Source organism: Kitasatospora cystarginea (genome assembly GCF_039533515.1).
GTDB lineage: Bacteria > Actinomycetota > Actinomycetes > Streptomycetales > Streptomycetaceae > Kitasatospora > Kitasatospora cystarginea.
In genome coordinates this window covers 41,658-62,674 of record NZ_BAAATR010000007.1, presented here as the reverse complement: position 1 = coordinate 62,674, position 21,017 = coordinate 41,658, and the positions used below count along the sequence as shown (strand labels likewise).

14 protein-coding genes are annotated in these 21,017 nt (G+C 71.8%); 2 read left to right on the top strand and 12 right to left on the bottom strand.

What is annotated here, in order from left to right:
• Positions 1–94: 94 nt before the first annotated feature.
• From ABD369_RS10425 to ABD369_RS10370, 12 genes are all read right to left on the bottom strand, one after another.
• Positions 95–1,366: a nucleotide sugar dehydrogenase gene (locus ABD369_RS10425; RefSeq protein ID WP_344636017.1), complete on the bottom strand. Its 1,272-nt coding sequence runs from the start codon at positions 1,364–1,366 to the stop codon at positions 95–97.
• Between the two features lie 784 nt (positions 1,367–2,150).
• On the bottom strand, positions 2,151–3,101 hold the full coding sequence (locus ABD369_RS10420) for a JmjC domain-containing protein (RefSeq protein WP_344636016.1): 951 nt from the start codon (positions 3,099–3,101) through the stop codon (positions 2,151–2,153).
• Positions 3,102–3,129: 28 nt separating this feature from the next.
• Positions 3,130–4,047 carry an aldo/keto reductase gene (locus ABD369_RS10415; protein WP_344636015.1) on the bottom strand — a complete coding sequence of 306 codons (918 nt, stop codon included), beginning with the start codon at positions 4,045–4,047 and terminating at the stop codon, positions 3,130–3,132.
• 13 nt (positions 4,048–4,060) lie between these two features.
• Positions 4,061–5,089: a phosphotransferase enzyme family protein gene (locus tag ABD369_RS10410; RefSeq protein ID WP_344636014.1), complete on the bottom strand. Its 1,029-nt coding sequence runs from the start codon at positions 5,087–5,089 to the stop codon at positions 4,061–4,063.
• Positions 5,086–9,978: an amino acid adenylation domain-containing protein gene (locus ABD369_RS10405; RefSeq protein WP_344636013.1), complete on the bottom strand. Its 4,893-nt coding sequence runs from the start codon at positions 9,976–9,978 to the stop codon at positions 5,086–5,088. Before ABD369_RS10405 ends, ABD369_RS10410 begins: the two co-directional genes overlap by 4 nt.
• 28 nt (positions 9,979–10,006) lie before the next feature.
• Complete coding sequence (locus ABD369_RS10400) at positions 10,007–11,050, bottom strand: MupA/Atu3671 family FMN-dependent luciferase-like monooxygenase (RefSeq protein WP_344636012.1); 1,044 nt, start codon at positions 11,048–11,050, stop codon at positions 10,007–10,009.
• A gap of 19 nt (positions 11,051–11,069) precedes the next feature.
• Positions 11,070–11,849 carry an ABC transporter permease gene (locus ABD369_RS10395; RefSeq protein ID WP_344636011.1) on the bottom strand — a complete coding sequence of 260 codons (780 nt, stop codon included), beginning with the start codon at positions 11,847–11,849 and terminating at the stop codon, positions 11,070–11,072.
• Positions 11,846–12,676 carry an ABC transporter permease gene (locus ABD369_RS10390; RefSeq protein WP_344636010.1) on the bottom strand — a complete coding sequence of 277 codons (831 nt, stop codon included), beginning with the start codon at positions 12,674–12,676 and terminating at the stop codon, positions 11,846–11,848. The genes ABD369_RS10395 and ABD369_RS10390 overlap by 4 nt, the downstream gene beginning before the upstream one ends.
• Entirely contained in the window at positions 12,673–13,716 is a 1,044-nt protein-coding gene (locus ABD369_RS10385; protein ID WP_344636009.1) for an ABC transporter ATP-binding protein, read from the bottom strand. The genes ABD369_RS10390 and ABD369_RS10385 overlap by 4 nt, the downstream gene beginning before the upstream one ends.
• A complete protein-coding gene (locus ABD369_RS10380; protein WP_344636008.1) occupies positions 13,713–16,046 on the bottom strand; it encodes a lantibiotic dehydratase in 2,334 nt (777 codons plus the stop codon). The genes ABD369_RS10385 and ABD369_RS10380 overlap by 4 nt, the downstream gene beginning before the upstream one ends.
• Positions 16,043–17,281: a radical SAM protein gene (locus tag ABD369_RS10375; RefSeq protein WP_344636007.1), complete on the bottom strand. Its 1,239-nt coding sequence runs from the start codon at positions 17,279–17,281 to the stop codon at positions 16,043–16,045. The genes ABD369_RS10380 and ABD369_RS10375 overlap by 4 nt, the downstream gene beginning before the upstream one ends.
• A 5-nt stretch (positions 17,282–17,286) precedes the next feature.
• Positions 17,287–18,342 (bottom strand): thioesterase domain-containing protein, encoded by a 1,056-nt coding sequence (locus tag ABD369_RS10370; protein WP_344636006.1) that lies wholly within the window; start codon positions 18,340–18,342, stop codon positions 17,287–17,289.
• Positions 18,343–18,532: 190 nt separating this feature from the next.
• Here ABD369_RS10370 and ABD369_RS10365 point away from each other — a divergent pair, with 190 nt between their 5' ends.
• Together ABD369_RS10365 and ABD369_RS10360 are read left to right on the top strand one after the other, a co-directional pair.
• On the top strand, positions 18,533–19,690 hold the full coding sequence (locus ABD369_RS10365) for a DegT/DnrJ/EryC1/StrS family aminotransferase (protein WP_344636005.1): 1,158 nt from the start codon (positions 18,533–18,535) through the stop codon (positions 19,688–19,690).
• Positions 19,687–21,000 (top strand): hypothetical protein, encoded by a 1,314-nt coding sequence (locus ABD369_RS10360; protein ID WP_344636004.1) that lies wholly within the window; start codon positions 19,687–19,689, stop codon positions 20,998–21,000. The genes ABD369_RS10365 and ABD369_RS10360 overlap by 4 nt, the downstream gene beginning before the upstream one ends.
• Positions 21,001–21,017: the final 17 nt, after the last annotated feature.

The following is a 21,017-nucleotide window of genomic DNA, read 5'->3' as shown; positions in this document are numbered from 1 at the left end:
CGGCCTTCAGCGGACTTGCCGGCGCTCGGCAGGCCGGTCAACCACACCGTTGCCCCGCAGGAGCACGTGGGACACGTCTGGTCGTGTGGGATGGTCATAGCTGCACCGCTCGCGGGTGCCCGAGGGTCTTCCCCCGCGTGTCGAAGAGCAGATCTGCGCGATCGGCGAGCTTGATGACGTCGATGTCGCTGTGGGGCTGTAGCAGGATCGTGAGGTCGGCCGTCTCGGCGTCGGCCAGGTAGTCCGTCACCCGCTCCACCGGTGTTCCGGCCACGCCCCAGGTCGCGACCCTGGGATCGTAGTACCGGACGTCCGCCCCGCGTCGTCGCAGTCCGAGCACGAGCGCGGTGGCCGGTGTCTCGCGCTGGTCGGAGATGTCGGGCTTGTAGGTGACACCCAGCAGCAGCACCCGAGAGCCGTTCATCGCCTTGCCCCGGCCGTTGAGCAGATCGACCGACCGTTGGACGACGTGCACCGGCATCCGCTGGTTGATCTCCTGCGCCAGCTCGACGAACCGGAACGGAATGCCCAGCGACCGGACCTTGTAGGAGAGGTAATTCGGGTCGATGGGAATGCAGTGGCCGCCCACGCCGGGCCCGGGATAGAACGGGGCGAATCCGAACGGCTTTGTCGAGGCGCAGCGGATGGCGTCCCACAGGTCGACGTCGATCTCACGGCAGAACATGGCCATCTCGTTGACCAGCGCGATGTTGACGTGCCGGTAGGTGTTCTCAAGGAGTTTCGCCATCTCTGCTTCCCGCGGGCTCTTGGCCTCCACCACCTCCCCGACGAAATGCTCGTAGAGCCGGCGGGCGGACTTCGTACAGTCCGGAGTGCACCCCCCGATCACCTTGGGGGTGTTCTCAAGTCCGAAGTCGGGATTTCCCGGGTCGATGCGCTCGGGGGAGAAAGCGAGGTGGAAGTCGATCCCGACGCGCAGTCCGCCGGCCTCCAGCGCTGGCCGGACGACGTCATCGGTCGTGCCCGGGTAGGTCGTCGACTCCAGCACCACCAGCGTCCCGGCTCGCAGGTGATCGGCCACCATGGCGACCGCGCTGTTCACCGCGGACAGGTCGGGAGCCCCATGCTCGGTCAACGGCGTCGGCACGCAGATCACCACCGCCTTCGCGCTGGCGATCACCGAGGCCTCGGTGGTGGCCCTGAACCCGTGGTCCAGCATCGCCGCCACGTCGGCGTCGGAAATGTCATCGACGTGGGAGCGCCCCGCGTTGAGCCCGTCCACCACCGGACGGCTCAGGTCCAAGCCTGCCACCCGCAGGCCCGCCCGAGCGGCCCCACGGGCCAGCGGTAGGCCCACATAGCCCAGGCCGACCACGACCAAATCAATACTTGTACGGGAGCTCATTGTGTGCACAACCCCCCAGAGCGACGCTTGGACAATATTCAAGAGTGGATGACTTATCCGGTTCACCTTGGCGCGGGAACTGATCACGGCGCCGACTGCCGAATTCCAGCATAAATGAATCGATCCACCGCCGGTGCGGCGACTACGGAAACTGGCTCCACTCGAAAAGAAGGGCCTCTGTACTGTCAACCCATTGACGAGAGGCGCCTGCGAATTCCGAAAAGATGGTCGCACACAGCCCTTGGGTGACGACGGCGTAATGCTACGAAATGCAGTGACGTCCGGCGCGTCGAAATTCCGGCAGTGGAACCGGCGTACGAATGCCGGTACTTGTCGGACATTCCGGCGGATCGTGACGGCAGCGCGCAGCCCGCGAGCCGGGCGTTCCGGCTCGCGAGGCGATCGCCGCAGGTCAACAACAGCGGAATGCGGATCCAACGGTCAACTCCAGTCGCTCGAGGTGTCCCGGTAGTTGAACCAGCACAACGCGCATCGTGAAGCAGGTTCTCCCCGTCCCTGCCGCAGCGGCGCCGCCGGATCAACCAGGCACTGCTGGACGCCGAGATCGCCGAGTTCAAGGCCCGGGTCAACCACCACATCGTCTCCCCGGCGGTGACCGGGAAGTCCCGGTCGCGCCGTCCGGATGGCGTGCGCTCCGGGGTGCGCTGGAAAGGTGCCGCGCCGATCGCCGCGGTGGGCTCCGCCTCGATGGGTGGACGCCGTCCGAATTCCGAATTGAACACGCCGCCGGATCCGCAGGGGCTTCAAGGCGTTCGTGCCAGCGTCACGAAGGCGTCTCCACTGTGCGCCTGGCCAGCGCGGATCGGGCGGGTTCACCGCCGATGGCCTCCGCCCGGCGTGCCTCGGCGAGGACATCGGCGGCGGTGAGGCGGTCGACCCCGGCACGGAACCGGTCCAGCAGGTGCTCGGCGTCGTCCAGCAGCTCCTGCTCGGTGCGGGGGCGGTGGTTGAGCGGCATCCCGTCCAGCAACAGGCGCTCCAACGCCGAGTACAGCTCGGACCGGCCGACCTCCCGGATCGTGAACGACAGGTGCACGGACAGCTCGTCCTGCTCTCCGACCGCCTCGTGTGCGTATCCGCGCGGGATGTAGAGCACCTCGCCCTCGCGCACGACCTCCGCCAGCAGCGCCGGGCCCACGTTGCCGGCCCGGCCCGGCGACCAGGCGGTGTTGCGCGGTCCGTCGTAGACCTTCCAGCGCTTGCCGCCCTGGATCTGCACCAGCAGCACGTCGGCGTCGTCGCGGTGTACGGGCAGACCCTGCTCGCCGGGCGGGGTGGCGAACAGGAACGCCTCGACGCGGTGCCCGAGCTTCCGTTCGAGCAGCGTGGCGGCCTCGCGGGTGGCCATGTGCCAGTGCTCCACATTGCGCAACAACAGGGTCACGCCGTCGTCCATCATGCGCCTGATGCCCTCGGCGTCCGCGAAGCCCTCGGCGAGCACGTTGTTGACGGTGCGAGCCTTCGTGTAGTCGCCTGCGTCGATCGGCGTGGACTTGCGCACCATTTCCACGTAGGGCACGCGCAGCAGTCCCGAATCGATCGCGTCGTCGACCTCCCGCAGGCTGATCGGGCTGGGCGACCCGATCGGGCCCGTCGAGTCGGGCGCCTGCTCCCGCTCCCGCGGCCTGAACACCGCCGGAGCGGTGCGCCAGTGTTTCGCGTAGAAGTCCGAGACGTCGCCGACCAGGCTCGGCAGTACTTCCCGACTCGTCATCGTATTCCTCCCTGTCCGGCCGGTGGGCTCAGCCCAGCCGCCCGTCGCCGTTCAGCTCGGCGAGCGCGGCGGCGTCGAGCTCGATGTTCAGGGCACCGAGCGCGATCGCGGCCTCGGCCGGGTCGCGGGGCCCGATGATGGGGAAGGCCGCCGGGTGCGCAAGCACGTAGGCGAGGGCGACGTTGATCGTCTCGACGCCGAGCCGCGCGGCCAGCCGCTGGGCGCGCTCGCGGCGGCCGCGGTTGGCCGGCGTGTCCCAGCAGCGCACCATGTTCGGGTCGAGCAGGCCGGGGTCGACGCTGGAGAAGAACCCGCGCGCCTGACTGGACCAGGGGATCAGCGCCACGTCATTCCGGGCGAACCAGGCGAGGTCGTCCTCATCGGCGGCGATGCACCCCGGGTACAGCGGCTCGGCCATCTCCGCCAGCGCGAAGTGGTTGCTCACCGCGGCGAAGCCCTGCCCGCCCGTGGAACGCGCGTACGCGGTGGCCTCCTCGACGCGGGCCCGTCGCCAGTTGGAACCGCCGTAGGCGCCGATCCGGCCGGCGCGAACCTCGGCCTCCAGCGCGTCCACCCATTCGCCGACCGGGACCTGCTCGTCGTCGCGGTGCAGCAGGTACACGTCCACACACTGGACGCCCAGGCGCTCCAAGGAGATCGAGAGCTCTTCGGTGATCGTCTCGGGCGCGCACTTCGGCGGGTGCGCCCCCTTGGCGATGATCACCGGCGGCTCGTCCGGCGTGTTGCGGGCCAGCCACGTGCCGAGGACCTCCTCGCACACGCCGCCGCCGTAGGCGAAGGCCGTGTCCAGGAGATTGCCGCCCTGCCCGAAGAAGTGCTCCAGCAGGGGTGCGGCCTTCTCGTACGTCCGCATGCCGGACGTGCCGAGCGTGATGCGCGAGACCTCGCGGTCCACGCCGGCGATCTTCCCGTACTCCATCGTCATCGCTGTGTCCCTCTCATCGGTTCTCGGCGCTCAGGCCGACTTGTTCGAGTGCGGACCGGCTGGGCAGGTTCGCCATCACCTGCCGGACCTTGGTCCGCGCGAGCTCTCGGTGTTCTTCGTGCGCGTCCGCCGCGATCGCGACCGACGCCTGCGTGTACAGGTTGTTGAGGACCGTGCCCAGGTACCCGGAGAAGCACGACAGGTCCCTGACGCGGCCGGGGCCGCCAGCCCGTGCGTACGCTGCCGCCGTGGCGGCGACGCGGTCCGTCCGCGCCCGGCCGTCGGGGGCGTGCCAGGCCATCAGGGCCGCGGCGAGCTCGTGGTCGGCCGAGCCCGGTCCGGCGTTGTCCCAGTCGACGAGCACGAACCCGCCGGTGCGCTCACGCATCACGTTCGCGGGCGTGAGATCGAGGTGGCACATGACCAGGGCGTCCCGGTCCAAGGGGACGACGAGCTCGGACAGCTCCCCGACCGCGGGCATCAGCCGTTCGAGCCCGTCGGCCCACTCGACGCGCTGTGCGCGCAGCGCGTCGAGCAGCTCCTGCCACTGATCCGCGGTCGGCACGCGCTCGAACCTGCTGTCCGGCGCACCGGCGCCCGGGTCCCGCAGAGCCAGCCGGTGCAGCCGGGCCAGGCAGTCGCCGAGCCAGTCCGCGGCGTGCTCGGCGGCATGGTCCGCGGGAGTCAGGGGCCTGCCGTCGATCCAGCTGTAGAGCCGGACGTATACGTTCCCGAGTTCAGGGGGAAGCCGGCAGAGGTAGTCGCCGTCCACGGTGGGCAGGCTCTGCGGGCACCCGACCCCGGCGGCCCGCGCCGCAGTCTCGAACCGGACCCGGCCGCGGATCTCCTGCTCGTCCTGGTCGTCGTCCCAGAACAGCTCCTTGAGCGCGTGCCGGGTGCCGGCGGCCGTCAGCTCCCAGATCCGGCCGCACAGCCCGCGGGCCGTCGGCTCCGCGCCGAGCGCGGTGCCGGCCAGCCCGAACCTTTCCCCCACGTAGGCCGCGGCGGCCGGTGTGGGGGCGAACGCCTGCCGGGTGCTCATCGGCCCGTCCTGCCCAGCTCGGCCGTCATCGACCGCACCGTCGGGAAGTCGAACACCGTGTCCACGCTGATCGCGCCGCCCAGCTTCGCCCGGACCCTGGAGACGAGGCGCAGTGCCAGCAGGGAGTGCCCGCCGATCTCGAAGAAGTCGTCGTCGGGCCCCACGGCGACACCGCCGAGTACCTCCGACCAGAGCACGGCCATCTCCTGCTCGGGCCCGGTCAGCGGGGCGCGGTCGGCCGCGTCCGCGGTCCCGGCCGACGGGCCGGGCTCCGGCAGCGCCGCCCGGTCCAGTTTGCCGCTCGGCGACAGAGGCAGCTGATCCAGGTCGACGAGTGCCTGCGGCACCATGTAGGCGGGCAGCGCGGCCGCGAGGTGCTCGGTCAGTTCGGCGGAGGTCACGGCGGCGTCGGCCTTGACGACGTAGCCGATCAGTCTGGCCGGGTCGCCCTTCGGCTCGACGGCGCAATCCGCCACGGCAGGGTGGGCGAGCAGCACCTGCTCGATCTCGGTCGGCTCGATCCGGTAGCCCCGCAGCTTCAGCTGCCGGTCCGCGCGATTCAGGAACTCGAGCCCGCCGTCGCTCCGCAACCGCACCACGTCGCCGGTCCGGTAGAACCGGCCGTCCTCGCCTGGCAGGGCGGTGAAGCGCTCCTCGGTGAGTCCGGCGGCGGTGTAGCCGTCGGCGACTCCGGTACCGCCCAGGTAGAGCTGGCCCGGCAGGCCCGGCGGCACCGGCCGCAGCCGGTCGTCGAGGACCCGGGCCAAGGTGTTGGCCAGCGGCGTGCCGATCGGCACCGGCGACTCGCCGCCGTCGAGCCGGTACGCCGTCGACCAGATGGTGGTCTCGGTGGGGCCGTACAGGTTCCAGCACACGGCGGCCCGTTCGACCAGCTCCGCCGCCAGGTCTGCGGGCATCGCCTCCCCGCCGCACAGCGCGGTGAACCGGTTGGCCGGCCACCACTTCGCGGCCACGAGCATGCGCCAGGTCAGCGGCGTCGCCTGCATGACCGTCGCCGAGTGCCGGGCCAGCAGGCCGACCAGCGCTTCCCCGTCCGAGGCCGACCTCTCGTCGGCGATGACCACCTGGCCGCCGGACACGAGCGGGAGCAACAGTTCCAGCAGCGAGATGTCGAAGGCCAGCGTGGTCACGGCCAGCAGCGTGTCGGCCTCGGTGAAGCCGATCCGGGCCCGTATCGAGGCCAGGAGCCCGGCCAGCGCGCGCCGCGGCACTCGCACGCCCTTGGGCCGGCCGGTCGAGCCCGAGGTGTAGAGCACGTACGCCTCGCTCCCGGGGTCGGCGACGTGCTCGGGAGCCGGTCCGGGTTTACCGTTGACGAACTCCTTGTGACGGCCGGGGAACCGGCCGCCGATCTCCGGAGTGGTCACGATGACCTTGACGTCGGCGTCGTCGAGCACATACTCGTTCCGAGCCGCGGGGTGCCGGTGGTCCAGCGGCACGAAGGCGGCGCCGGTCAGCAGCACGCCCACCAGTCCGACCACGGTGGAGACGGAGCGGTCGACGCACAGGCCGACCCGGTGGCCGGGGCCGATGCCGAGCGCGGCCAGCCGGCCGGCCAGCCCGTCGGCCCGGGCCTGGAGTTCGGCGTAGGTCAGCGTCCGCCCGCCCGCCGTGACCGCCGGGGCGTCGGGGCGCGCGGCGGCCTGGCGCGCGATGAGCGCGACGACGTCGTCCGCGACCGGGAAGTCCCGCGCCGTCCCGCTGGAGGCGGCGATGGCCGTGTGGTCCTCGGGCACGAGCATGTCCAGGGCGTCGACCGCCCCGCTCGGATCGTCCACCGCCGAGCTCAGCAGCCGCAGGTAGTGGTCGACCATGCGCTGCGCCGCGTCCTGGTCGATCAGATCGGTGTTGAACTCCCACATCAGGGCGAGCTTCTCCCGCTCGCCCGGGTCGCCCGCCCGGCGCAGCTGCTCAGCGCGGGGGATGACGACGACGTTGAGGTCGAACTTGGCACTGCCGTTGTTGTGCTCGACCAGCGTGCCCCGCGCCCCCGGCCAGTCGAACGACGGCACCGGCGAGTCGTGGAAGCTGAAGCAGGTCTGCACCAGCGCGTTCCGGCTCGGGTCGCGCGGCAGGTCCAACGAGCGCACGACGTCCTCGAAGGGGGCCTCGCCGTGCGCCAGCGCCTCCAGCACGGCGTCGCGGGTCTGGCCGAGCAGCTCCTGGAAGGACAGGTCCTTGTCCAACCGCAGCCGCATGCCGACCATGTTGACCAGCATGCCGAGCAGGTTCTCGGTCTCCGGGCTGTCGCGGTTGGCCAGCCAGGAGCCGATGGTCAGGTCGCGGGCCCCGCTGTAACGGTTCATCAGCACGGCGAACCCGGCGAACATGACGACGAACAGCGACACGCCCTCGTCCCGCCCGCACTCGCGCAGCCGGGCATAGAGGTCGTCGGGCACCGAGACCCGGATAGCCGTGCCGCGGAAGGTCTGTTTGGGCGGGCGCGGTCGGCTCACGGCCAGGTCGAAGGTGCCCGCGCCGGCCAGCCGATCCGTCCAGTACGGAAGCACCTGCCCACGCCGGACGGCGTAGCGCCCCCGCTGCCAGGCGGCGTAGTCGGCGAACTGGACCGGCAGGTCGGCGAGCTCGGGTTCGCGCCCGTCCGCCCACGCCGAGTAGAGCTCGCCGATCTCCCGCCAGAACACCGAGACCGACCAGCCGTCGTGCACCAGATGGTGCTCGGTCTCGACCAGGGCCCAGTCGTCCTGCGCCAGCCGGATCAGGGTCCACACGGCCAGCGGGCCGGTGGCGAGGTCGAAGTCGCGGTCGAACTCGGCGCGGAGCGCCGCGGTCAGCGCCGCTTCGCGGTCGGCGTCCGCGGCTTTGCGCAGATCGCGCTCGTGCAGCGGCACCTCGGCCGGGTCGTGCACCACCTGGATCGGGCCGCTCTCGGAGAGGTGGAAGGTGGTGCGCAGGATCTCGTGCCGCCGGGTGATTTCGGTCAGGGCCCGCTGGACGAGGTCCGGCCGGAGCTCGCCGCGGAAGCGGATGACGCATTGGAAGTGGTAGGCGCGGTCGCCCCCGGCCAGCTGGTCGAGGAACATCACCTGCTCCTGGCCGAAGGAGACCGGTGCCGGCCCGGTGTCGGCGCGCGGAGCCAGCCTCGGCTCCGCGGCCTCGCGCACGGCGGGCAGGCCGGCGAGCGCCTCGGCCATCCCGGCGATCGTGCGCCGCCGGAGCGGCAGGCCCAGGGGGATGTCGAGCCCGAGCCGCCGACGCAGCCGGGTGACGAACTGGACGGACAGCAGCGAGTTGCCGCCGAGCTCGAAGAAGTCGGCCGAGCGGTCGGCGACGGGGCGGCCGAGCAGTTCGGTGAGGATGTCCGCGAGCTGCTGTTCGGTACCGGGCCGCGGCGGCTCGGCGTCCGGGCCCGTCCGCGCCGCGGCCGTCGCGGCGAGCGCGGCCCGGTCGACCTTCCCGTTCGCGGTCAGCGGGAGTGCCGCGACCACGTGGATCCGCCGCGGGACGAGGTGGCCGGGCAGCCGTGCGGCGAGCTCGGCGGTGATCGCCGCCTCGTCGGGCACGGTGTGCGGGCCGGGGGTGACGAAGGCGACGACGCGGTCGCGCGCCGTCTTCGGGCCGAGCGCGACGGCGACCGCCTGGTCGACGTCTGCGGCGCCGCGCAGCGCGGCCTCGATCTCGCCGAGCTCGACCCGGAATCCGTGGATCTTGACCTGCAGGTCGCTTCGCCCGAGGAACTCCAGCGTGCCGTCGGGGCGGACCCGGGCCCGGTCACCGGTGCGGTACATGCGCACGCCGAGCTCGGGGTGCCGGACGAAGGCGGCCTCGGTCTGCCGCGAGTCGTCCCAGTAGCCCCGGGCGAGGCCGGTGCCGGTGATGCAGAGCTCGCCGGCGGTCCCGGCCGGGACCGGCGCGAGCGAGTCGTCGAGAAGGAGGCAGCCCTCGCCCGGCAGCGGGTCGCCGTAGGGGATGCTGGTCCAGGACGGGTCGACGTCGCCGATCTCGTAGATGAGGGAGTTGATCGACGTCTCGGTCGCGCCGCCCATGCTCACCACGCGGGCCGCGGGGTACCGGTCGCGCACCCGGTCCGGCAGGCCCACCGGGATCCAGTCACCGCTGAGCACCGCGAGGCGCAGCGGCCCGGGAGCCGGCGCGCCGGATTCGCCCAGCCAGGACACGAGCATCTCCAGCAGCGCCGGCACCGTGTGCCAGAGGCTGACCCCGTGCCGCTCCATGAGCTCGGCCCAGTGCGCCGGGTCGCCCGCACGCTCCGGGTCCGGTACGACGACCGCGCCGCCGGCGGCCAGGGGGCCGAAGATCTCGTAGACCGACAGGTCGAAGCTGAGCGAGGTCAGCGCGAGGGAGCGGTCCCGCGGCCCGACGCCGAAGCGCCGGTTGATCTCCAGCACGGTGTCCGCGACGCCGCCGTGCTCCACCATCACGCCCTTGGGCGTGCCGGTCGAGCCAGACGTGAACATGACGTAGGCCAGGCTGTCCCGGGTGCCCGCGGCCGGTCCGGCCGGCGCGGGGTCGATGCCCTCCAGGGTGGAGACGGCCGCGTCCGCGGGCCAGGCCGCGGACGTCAGCAGCGAGGCCTGCGTGAGCACATGGGAGCAGCGGCCGAGCTCGACCAGCTGCCGGAGCCGGGCCTCGGGCAGGTCGGCGGAGAGCGGCAGGTAGGCCGCCCCCGCCTTCAGGACGCCCAGTACCGCGACGATCTGCTCCCAGCCCTTGTCCAGGGCCACGGCGACCAGCTCTTCGGGGCGCACCGATCCGCGCAGCCGTTCGGCCACGGCCTCGGCCAGGCCGTCCAGCTCGGCGTAGCTGAGCGTGCGGTGCGAGGTGATCACCGCCGGTGCCTGCGGGTCGCGCCGGGCCGCCGCGGCGACGAGTTCGTGCAGTGTCATCGGTCTTCTCGTTTCTCGTTCGGGAGCTTCAGGCGTGCTCACGGGCCAGGTCGGCGATCCGGTGAAGGCCGCTCAGCACGGCCTCGGGCTCGACACCGAAGTCGATCAGGCAGGCCACCTCGTCGACCCCCATGTCCTCGAAGGACCGGAGTGTGCGGCGCGCGGTGTCCGGGGACCCGAACAGGCCGCTGTCGCGTGAGTAACGGTCGAAGGCCCGGCGCAGCAGGGCTTCGCGGTCCGCCTCGGTCAGCTCGTCGATGCCTTCGACGGTCGGCCCGGACGTGCCGGTCAGGTCCAGAGAGCTGGCCAGGTAGCCGCTGAACGGCTCCCGGATCAGCTCCAGCACCTCGGCGTCGGAGCGGCCGATCAGGGTGTGCAGCATCAGCGTGACCCGGCCGCGCGCCGAGCTTCCGTGCCGGGCGGCCAGGGTCTCCCGGTAGAGCGCGATGTTCCGCTTCAGCACGTCCGGGCGCTGGCCGAGCAGGTGGGTCAACAGATTGCCGCCCAGTTCACCGGCCAGCCGGAACGTGTCCGGGCGGCCGGAGCTCGTGATCCAGAACGGCAGGTCCGGCTGCACCGGTGCGGGATAGATCCGGACGCCGACCCGCTCGCCGCCGCCATCCAGCCGGATGACCTCCTCGCCGGCCCACAGCCTGCGCACCACCTCGATGTGCTGCGCCAGCGTGGTCTTGCGCTCCCGGTAGGCGGTCTCGGGTTCGGGGGTCAGGGCGAAGTCCACCGCGTGCCAGCCGGACGCGAAAGCGAGCGCGGCGCGCCCGTTCGACAGGTTGTCCACCATGGCCCACTCCTCCGCGACACGGATCGGATCGTGCAGCGGCAGCACGACGCTCCCGGCCCGCACCCCGACCCGGCGGGTGACGGCCGCGACCGCCGCGCCGGTGACCGCCGGGTTGGCGTAGAGACCCCCGAAGGGATGGAAGTGCCGCTCCGGTGTCCACACCGCGTGCAGACCCGCGTCGTCGGCCAGCCGGGCCCCGTCGAGCAGCAGGTCGTAGCGTCCCTGGTCGGTGCGCGACGCGTCGTCGGCGAAATAGAAGAGGCTGATGTCCACAGGATCTCCGTACGAGGTCTTAGGCTGAGGCACCCGAGTAGCGCCGCAGACCGCGCCGCCACAGGAACCGGGTGAAGGCGAGGCCGGCGGCGGCGAATGCGGCCAACGCGGCCGGGCCCGCCCCGGTCGCCCGGGAGGTGAGGACTTCGGCGGGCAACGTGACGGCCAGGCCGATCGGGATCACGACCGTGAGCCCGATCCGCATCCACCCGGGGTAGAGGCCGACCGGCCAGCGTGCCGCCTGGAACAGGCCCGAGAACAGTTCGGCGACGTTGTCCAACTTCACGAACCAGAACGCGCTGATGGCGATCGACATCAGGAAGCTGTAGATCAGCGCGGCCCCGCACAGCAGCGTGACGGCGAAGACCGGGACCGCCGACAGGCCCACGCCGCCGGAGAGCACCGCACCGGTCGCCGTCGTGGCCAGGCCGATCGCCACGTCCAGCCCCTGCCACACCTTCGACGAGCGCACGCTGACGGCCAGCAGGGCACCGGCGGGCTTGAGCAGCACCGCGTCGAGGGTGCCCTCCTGAATGTCCGTCAACAAGGCCAGTGCGTTGGGCATCACCAGCATCTGGGTGAAGCCGCTGAGGGTGGTGTAGACGCCGGCCAGGACCACCAGCTGGTCCAGGTCCCAGCCGTCCAGCCGCTGGACCTGGCGGAAGACCAGAGCCAGTGTGATCACCGCGGTGCCCAGGGACAGCACGGAGGTGACGATGCGCAGCAGGAAGTTCGCCCGGTACTGCATCTCGTTGAGCAGCAGCAGGCGCAGGTACAGCGCGGCCAGTCGGATGTTCACGCGCCCACCCCGGTGAACCGGCGCACGGCGCGCCGCCAAACCACCGCCACGAGCAGCGCTCCCACGCCGATCCACAGCGCCTGGACGCCCAGCCCTGCCAGGAGCCGCGGGGCCGGGCCGGGTGCGATCAGTGCGTTGATCGGGAAGCTGAACGTCCACTCGAACGGGAACCACCCGGCCGCGCTCCGCATCCACTGCGGCAGCAGTGTGAGCGGCACCAGCCGTCCGGACAGCAGCAGCTCGAACAGGAGGTAGAGCTCGAACAGCGCGCTCGCCCTGGTGGTCCAGAACGTCACCAGCCCGATCAGCCACAGGAACAGCGAGCGGATGACGAACGCCGCCCAGATCGACACCAGGAAGACCAGCACACCGGCCGGGGTCGGATGCGCCGTCGGGTGGAACAGCAGGACGAGCACGGCGGCGACGGGAAGCCACTGGGCGATCCAGACGATCTTGGCCCCGCCGAAGCCGGCCAGGTCGTAGTGGATCGGATGGATCGGCAGCAGCATCCGGCCCGACATCCGGCCGGTGGTGATCCGGTGCTCGAACCCGGCCGGCGCGTAGCCGACGTTCATGTTCCGCACCAGGGTCCAGGTGATGTAGTAGGCCGCCAGGGTGCCCGGCGTGTATCCGTCGACGGATCCGCCCTGGGAGCGGGCGATCGCCGACCACACGACCAGGTAGATCACCGGCTCGGTGAGCATGCCGACCATCAGCAGCAGGCTGCTGGCGCGATAGGTCAGCTGCTGGGTCATCGACTGCCGGCCTGCGGCCGCGTAGAAGGCGCCCAGCGCCCGTACGCGGCCCGCCGCGCCCCCGGCCGTCATGGAGCCGCCGCCGTGGCCGGGGCGCCGCGGCCCGCCGGGTCGGCGCCGTCGACCCGCAGGTCGACCGCGTCCGAGGTGAAGATGTGCTCGATGACGTCCTCGATCGCGGGCCGTGTCACCGTGAGGTCCGTGACCCCACCCCCGGCCAGCAGCCGGGTCGTCACCTCCGGCACCCGTGCCGCCTCGACCCGGACCCGCAACCGCCCGGCGGAAGCGGGCCGGCACTCGCCGAACCCGCTCAGGTCCACGCCGGGATCGGTCGGCGTCACCTCGATGTCGCGGTGCGCGGCGAAGCGCTCGCCGAGCCGCGACAGGTCTCCGTCGTAGAGCACCCGGCCGCAGTGGACCACCACGACCCGTTGGCAGAGCGCTTCGATGTCGGCCATGTAGTGGCTGGTCAGCAGCACGGTCGCGGATCGGGTCCGGTTGTATTCGGCGACGAACGTCCGGATCCGCCGCTGCATGGCGACATCCAGGCCGAGGGTCGGCTCGTCCAGGAACAGCATCTCCGGCCGGTGCAGCAGCGAGCCGACCAGCTCCATCTTCATCCGCTCGCCCAGCGAGAGGTTGCGTACCGGCTTGCGCACCAGGTCGCCGAGGTCCAGCAGTTCGACCAGTTCGTCCCTGGTCTGCCGGAAACGCTCGCGGGGGATCCGGTAGATCGCCCGGTTGAGCTCGAAGGAGTCGACGGCGGGCAGATCCCATTGCAACTGGTACCGGTTGCCCATGACCAGCGCCATGCGGCGCAGGTAGGCCGGCTCGCGCCGGGCCGGATCGTGGCCGAGTACGCGCACCGATCCCGCCGAGGGGTGGAGCAGGCCGGAGAGCAGCTTGAGCAGGGTGGTCTTTCCTGCCCCGTTCGCGCCGAGGATGCCGACGATCTCTCCCGGCTCGACGCGGATGCCCACGTCCTGCAGGGCGTGCACCTGTTGCTTGCGCCGGCGGACCAGGACGCCGACCGCCGAGCGCAGCCCGGCGTCCCGTTCCGCCACGGTGAACGACCGGCCGAGCCCGGACGCCTCGATGGCCGCAGGGGTCACAGTCGGGCTCCCTCGGTGCCGAGCGGGTCGACGAGCACCATCCGGAGCTCGGCCGTGTACGGCGCGCCGGCGGCGTCGGTCAGCCAGGTCTGGCCGAGGTCCGGCAGCATCTCCGAGATCGTCACGCTCCGGCGTTCGGCGGTGTCCGCCGCGGCCCGGCGCACCGCGCGCGCGGTCTGCTCGAGCATCAGGACGCTGCTGAAGTCGGTCAGGGTCGGCTTGCGCTCGGTGTGCACGCGGCAGAAAGTCCGCACCGGCATGTCGTGCGCCTCCCGGAATTTCTGCGCCTCCCGGAACCGCCGGGCCGCGGTCTTGGCGAACGCCCACTCCAGCTCGGCCGGCTCGAAGCTCCAGGCCTCCCGTTGGACCACCAGGCGGCCGATCGAGATCCGCGGCAGGTGCCGGGCCGGCGCTAGCGGGCGGAAAGCGCCCACGATCGCGGCGGAGACCTGCTCGGCGAGCACCTCCAGCAGGTCCCACGGTCCCTCGCCGGTCTTCGAGACCACCACCAGGCGCCCGTCCTCGCGGCACACCTCCAACGCGGCGGACGGGAACACCGGGCCGGGCGCGCCGGTGTCGCTGTCGTGCAGGCACCAGTACCGGAAGTGCGGCGAGAGCAGCGCGGCCGGGTAGCTGCGGGAGTTGACCAGCGGTGAGTCCTTGCTGGGCACCGAATACCAGCGGCGGCCGGCGTGGTCGCGCTCCGCGGCTTCGAGCAGCCGGCCGACGTCCGCGTGCCGCTCCACGAAGGGGCGGGCCTCGAGCGTGTTCGTGGCCAGATGCAGCTCGCCCATCACCGCCGTGAACCGCCCGAGGCGCACCGCGTCCAGCCCGGCCGCGGCGATCATCAGGTCGGGGGAGTGGTGCCGTGCCGCGGACCACAACGGGGCGGTCGCGGGGAACTCCCGGCGGACCGCGTCCCGGATCGACTCGACGGTCGGTTCGTGGCGCCGCGCGCCGTCCGGTAGCTCGAGGATCCGCGCCCACTTGGCCTGCAGCCGGGACACCGCGTCTGCCACCGGCTCCGGCGGCCCGCCGCGGGTCGTCAGCTGCCGGGTGGCCATCCCCAGCAGCTGGGACAACGGAAGGCGGTCGCGGCCGGTGGCGCGGCTGTGCCGGTCGAGCAGGGAACCGAACAGGTCCAGGTAGTTGCGGCCGGCGCGGCCGGCGAACCACCGGGCGCTGTCGGCCACCAGGCCGAGCGGCCCGCCGATCGCTGCCTGCACCGGTCGTCCGATCTCCAGATCCACGTCGCGCCTGGTGTCCTCGTAGACCAGGGTCCGCCCGGCGTACATCTCGCCGTGCCTGCGTACGGCGTCGCTGCCGGTGATCCGCAGGAACGCCTCGTCCAGCGCCGCGGTGGCGGCCATCAGCCGGTCCGGCCGGCCGGCCGCCGCGGCGACCGCGTCCCGGCCGCGCTCCAGCTCGTCGAGCGCGGCGAGCGCGCGCTCGCGCGGCTCTCGGTCGCCGACCAGGGCGAGCCGTTCCCGCAGCGTCCGTTCGGGATGCGCCTCGATCGGACCGCTCAGGTCCATCCGTACCACGCCGTCGTCCAGCCACGGCCGCAGCTCCTCGACGATCGAGTCGACCGTCGAGGTGTCCCGCCGCGCCGCCAGCTCGGCGAGGGTTCGCGATCCGTCGCACATCCGGAGCAGGGACAGGACGCCGGGCGGCAGCTCGACGGGTTCCCGGTAAGGACGCAGGAGCCGGTCGTCGTCCACGAACACCCCGCCGGAGAGCACCGGCCGCAGCCATGGACGCATGCCGGGCTGGTCGGACAGTCGCCGGGCGAGCGTGTCGATCGCCCAGTTCTCGAAGTAGACCGTGCGGTCGGCGAGCAGGCCGGGCCCGCCGGCACAGTCCATCGGCCGGTCGGACTCGGTCAACCGGCCCCAGGCGGCCGGGCCGAAGAAGCCGATGGTGTCGTTCTTGACCGTGTACCGCTGCAGGTAGTTGGCGACGAGTTGCAGATGCTTGAGCTCTGTGGTGCGGCCCGGCTCGGCCGGGCGGCCGACCTTGTCCACGGCGCTGCGCACCGCGGCGGGGTTCTGCCAGGCGACGGCCTCGCGGAACCGCGGGTCGGCCGCCACCTCGCGCAGCGAGTCCGCCAGCCGTTCGAGCTCCGCCTTCCACAGCTCGTCGAACTCCTGGTCCGGCAGACCGGCGGCCTGCGCCAGGCCGGGCGCCGAGAGCCGGCCCGCCTCGGTCACCGGGAAGCCGGCGCCGCGCAGCACGACGTCACGCCACACGGCCCAGTCGGAGCCGGCCAGCGGAAGCAGGTGGGAGCGCTCGTCCGTCTCCGGCCACGCGGGCCGTCGCGGCGCCGTCACTGGTCCCCCTCGGCAGCGGGCGCCGGGTGGACGGACAACGGCAGCAGCCGGCTCCCCGGCGGCGCGGTCGCCGGACCGGGCACGAAGGACGCGCACAGGGAGCGGGTCAGCCGCGTCCGGTGCTGCTCGTACGGTTGGTACGACTCGTGGTCGAAGTCCAGGTAGCGGTTGCGGTAGCACCACCGGCAGTCCTCGAACTTCGGGTCGATGTGCTCGCGGCCGGCGCCGTGCTGGGCGCGCAACGACAGGTACTGCTCGTTGTTCCAGATCTCGCGCAGGCCGGAGGTGTTCAGATCGCCGACCAGATGGTGCTCCGCGGGCGAGCCGATCAGGTGGTCGCAGAAGCCCACGCCGCCGCGGTAGTTGACGTACAGGTACATCCACGGATGCGTGCAGGTCTTGTTCGCCGTGTCGTCGTCGGCCCACAGCTCGTCCAGCGCCGTGTTGAGCTGAACGTCCACCTCGGTGGACTCGGTTACCTCCGCCAGTTCGGCGAGCGCGCGGAACACGTCGGGACGGTGGTGCAGCAGCTGGTCCGGATGCCCGTCCGGGAGGGTGATCGGGCTGAGGTGCATGCCGACGCCGAGCCGTGCAGCATGCTTGGCGATGGTGGTCAGCTCGTCGAGTGCCGCGGGCTGCACGGTCACGTTGAGGTGGATGTTGCCGGTGCCCACTCCGCTGGCGTGTGCCTCGTCGACCAGCACCTCCAGGTTGCGCAGCACCACGTTCATGTCGGCGCCGCGGCGGACCTTCCCGAACGTCTCGCGCTCGCCGGCGTCGAAGGACACCGAGATCAGGGCGCCGGAACGCACGAGCTTGCGCCACGTCGCCTCGTGGAACGCCGTCAGGTTGGTCACCATGCGGACCCGGCAGCCGTAGTCGAGGGTCTGGTCGACGAACCGGGGGAAGTTCTTCAGAATCGTGCTCTCGCCCCAGCCGCGCAGGTCCACGATCTCGGCGGTGGGGAACAGTTCGCGCGCGATCCGGTCGAACAGCTCCTGACTCATGTTGCGGGAGCGGTCGAACTTGCCGGCCGAGCGGCACATCGGGCAGGAGAGGTTGCAGTTCTCGGTCAGCTCCACGAACAGCACCCGGGGCAGGCTGTGCAGGAGCGTTGCCCGCTGCTCGAACTCACGGAGGTTCAGCTCGTGGTTCTCGACGCGGGCCTCGGTCCACTCGACGTGGCTGCTCAGACGCTGCTGCGCGGGCGGTGCGGACGGAGTGCTCTCGATCATGCCTGTCACGGCCTTTCTGGCAAGGCGTCGCGGACCGCGTCCACGAACTCGGTGCGGAATCCCGGGTCGGGGAAGATCGAGTACTCGTGGTGGTCGGCCTCGACGCGGTGGCGGATGACGCGCCGGGCGTGGGGCTCCCAGTTGCCGACCAGGTCGTCGGCGATGTGGGCGTTGAAGTAGTGCAGGTCTCCGGCGTAGTAGCCGGGGTGGTAGAACCGGTCGGCGCGCAGGGTGCGGGCGAAGACCTCCAGCTGGCGCCGCAGGACCTCCGGTCCGACCGTCTCCGCGAGCACGCGGGCCTCCTTCAGGCTGCTGACGACGCCCGCGTCCCCGACCGTGATGGTGTAGGGCACGTCGACGCCGATCCGGCGGAGCAACTCCTGCAGTCTGCCGCCGATCAGGACCTCCTCCGAGGACACCCCCGCGGCGAGCGAGGGGTCCGGCGGCTGGCTGTCGATGAGGGCGAGCATCGCGACGCGCCGACCCTCCGCCAGCAGCCGGCAGGCGACCTCGAAGGCGATCGCGCCACCGGTCGAGAAGCCGCACAGCAGATACGGCTGCTCCGCCGGCAGCCGCAGTAGCTCCTCCAGGTAGATCGAGGCGAACTCCTCGATGCTGCGGGGCACCTCGCGTTCGCCCTCCAGCCCGGCGGCGCGCACGCCGACCGACTGGACCGGCAGCACCGAACGCAGGGTCCTGATGGCCATCGCCGTGCCGGAAGCGGAGTGGAAGTAGAACAGCGAGGGAGCATGCGGATCGAAATCGGCCGGCAGTTGGAGGCAGCGGTCGGACGGCGCGCGCTCGCGCAGGTACGCGGCGACCCGTTCGACGGTGTCGCGGGCGGTGAGTTCGGCCCGGGGCAGCCGGGCGCGGGTCGTCTCGAACAGCCGGTCGGCGATGCGGGCGGCCGCTTCGTCGTCGCCGGATGTGCTGAACGCGGTGTCGATCGAGACGTCGGCGACGTCGAGCTCGTCCGCGTAGGCCTCGGCGACCGCCGCTTCCCACTGGTCCCGGTAAGGCCGCCTCGGGCCCTCCGGCACCGGCGCAAGTCCCTGCTCCACGAAGACGCCAATCTCTCGGATGTTTGGCGAGAACGTTAGGGAAGTCCAGTGATCAAGCTCTGACCGCGCTCTGAACGCCGCCGACAGACGGCGTTCATTCCTCCACCAGTGCCCGTGCCTAAGCTCAGCGGCCGGGACGGAGCCGGTTGTGAACCGTTCCCTTCTCACCTTCGAACCCGCTGGGAGAGACGTGTCCGCCGTACGTACGAAGAACTTCCCGTCCTGGCCTCAGCTGGGCCCGCAGGAGGTGGACGCCGCCGCCGCCGTCCTGCTGACCAACGAGCTCTCACAGAACTCCGGCCGTCACGTCGCCGAGTTCGAAGAGGCTTACGCGCAGTGGCATTCGGCGCCGCACGCGATCGCCGTGAATAACGGCACCAGCGCCATCCACCTCGCGCTCACGGCGCTGGGCATCGGCCCGGGCGACGAGGTCCTGGTGCCGGCCTACACCTTCGTGGGGTCCGCCTCTCCCATTGCCTACCTCGGCGCCACCCCCGTCTTCGTGGACATCGACCCGGACACCTACTGCATCGACCCGGCCGACGCCGAGGCCAAGATCAGTGAGCGCACCAAGGCCGTCATCGCCGTGCACCTCAACGGCTACCCGGCGCCGGTCGGGCAGCTGGCGGAGATGGCGCGCCGACACGGGATCAAGCTCGTCGAGGACACCGCCCAGGGCCACGGCGCCGAGATCGACGGCCGCCGGGTCGGCTCGGTCGGCGACGTCGGCTGCTTCAGCTTCTGGCAGGACAAGACGATGACGACCGGAGGCGAGGGCGGAGCCCTGCTGACGGCGGACGCGGACCTGGCCGCCTCGCTGCGCACGCTGCGGGACCACGGCCTGGTGCCGGCCGGCCCCGGGCTGTTCCACCACGCCGTGGTCGGCTACAACTACCGGCTGACCTCGCCGCAGGCGGCCGTCGGTCTCGTGCAGCTGGGCCGGCTCGACGACTTCGTCGCCGCGCGCCGCCGCAACGGCGCCCTGCTCGACGAAGGCCTCGCGCAGCTGCCCGGCCTCTCGCTGCCGAAGGTCGTGCCCGGCGGGGTGGCCGCGCCGTGGAAGTACACCCTGCGGCTCACCACCGACCCGTCCGTCCTCGACGTCGTCACGCTGGTCTCCGAGCTGCAGCAGGCGGGGGTCCCCGCGCAGCGCCGCTACCCGATCCCGCTCACCCGCCAGCCCATATTCGCGGGCAACCCCTCCAACGAGACCTGCCCGAACTCCGACCTGTGCGCGAGCACGGCGTTCTGCCTGCCTGTCCACCCGGCGGCCGAGCCCGAGGACATCCAGGACTGCGTCGACGCCCTGGCCAAGGTGCTCTCCGACCACGGGGTGAGCGCGGCGTGACCACGGCCCCCGAGATCGCCGTCATCGTCACGGCGGACGCCGGTGGTCCCGGCGGGCTCGGCGCGGTGCTGGCCGCGGTCGACGCCCAGGTTTCGGCGCCCGCCGAGCGGATCCTGCTCGGCTTCGGCGCTCCGGCCCCCCTCGAGGTGCCCGAAGGCTGGACGGTCCTGGCCGGTGACTGGCCGAGCCGGGCGCAGGCCCGCACCGCGGGCTGGGCCGCGACGGACGCCCGCTGGGCGGTGTTCGTCGACGCGGTCGTTCCGGCGGGTCTGCTCGCGGCCGCCCAGCAGGCCGTGTGCTCCGCGCCGTCCGACGTCGCGGTGCTGTCGCCCGGCAGCGAGGACGGTGAGCGGGACTACTGGGCGCTGCGCGTGGCCGACGGCATCGAGCCGGCCTCGGTCTGGCGGCGTGCCGCCGCCGAGCTGGTGGGATGGTGGCCGGACCGGTGCGACGGGCCCGCGTCGCTCGACCACGCGCTCTGCCTGGATCTGACCGCCGCCGGCTGGCGCGCCGTCAGCTTCGCGGCACCGCTGCTGCCGCGGTCCGAGGCCGACGCCACGGCTGACGCCTGGCAGAAGCGCTCCCTTGCCATCGTCTCGCTGCACGCCGGGCGCGAGAGCACCTTCTCCCGGTGGGAGGAGGTGCTGCTGAAGACCGAGCTGCCCGCCCGGACCTCGCTCTACGTGGTGGACAACAGCCGCTATCCGGAGTTCACCGAGCGGTTGCGGGCCGCAAGCGTCGGGATCCAGGCCGCCCGTGGGCTCGAGCACCTCGACTTCACCGTCGACGGCACCGTGTACCAGCCGTCGCCGGACGAGTGGTACCTGAAGCGGGAGCGGAATCTGCACGTGGCCCGCCTCTACGCCTCGGTCCTGCCGAGGATCAAGGAGGACCTGATCCTGACGCTCGAGGACGACATCGACCCGCCGGCCGACGCCGTGCGCCGGCTCGTCGAGGAGTACTCGCGCCCGAGCGGCACGCCGCTCGCGGCGATCTCCGCGGCCTGGGACCGGGTCGAGGGGCGCTACGTCTGCGGGGGCAAGGCAGGGCCCGAGGGCGGCTGGGGCGCGCCGATCCCGTGGGAGGAGCTGCCGGACGAGCCACTCGACGTGGGCTGCGTCGGCGGCGCCTGCACCGTGTGGGCCAACGCCGTCGTCTCGCAGACACCGGTGTTGTTCGACTGGGAGGAGACGATGGGCTGGGACGGGCTGCTGTGCACGGGGGCCCGGGAGCGCGGGTTCACCGTCCGGATCCACGGCGGAGTCAGGTGTGTCCACCACACCTGGGGCGTGCTGCGCGGATCGGAGTGACCGTGGCGCAGGGGCAG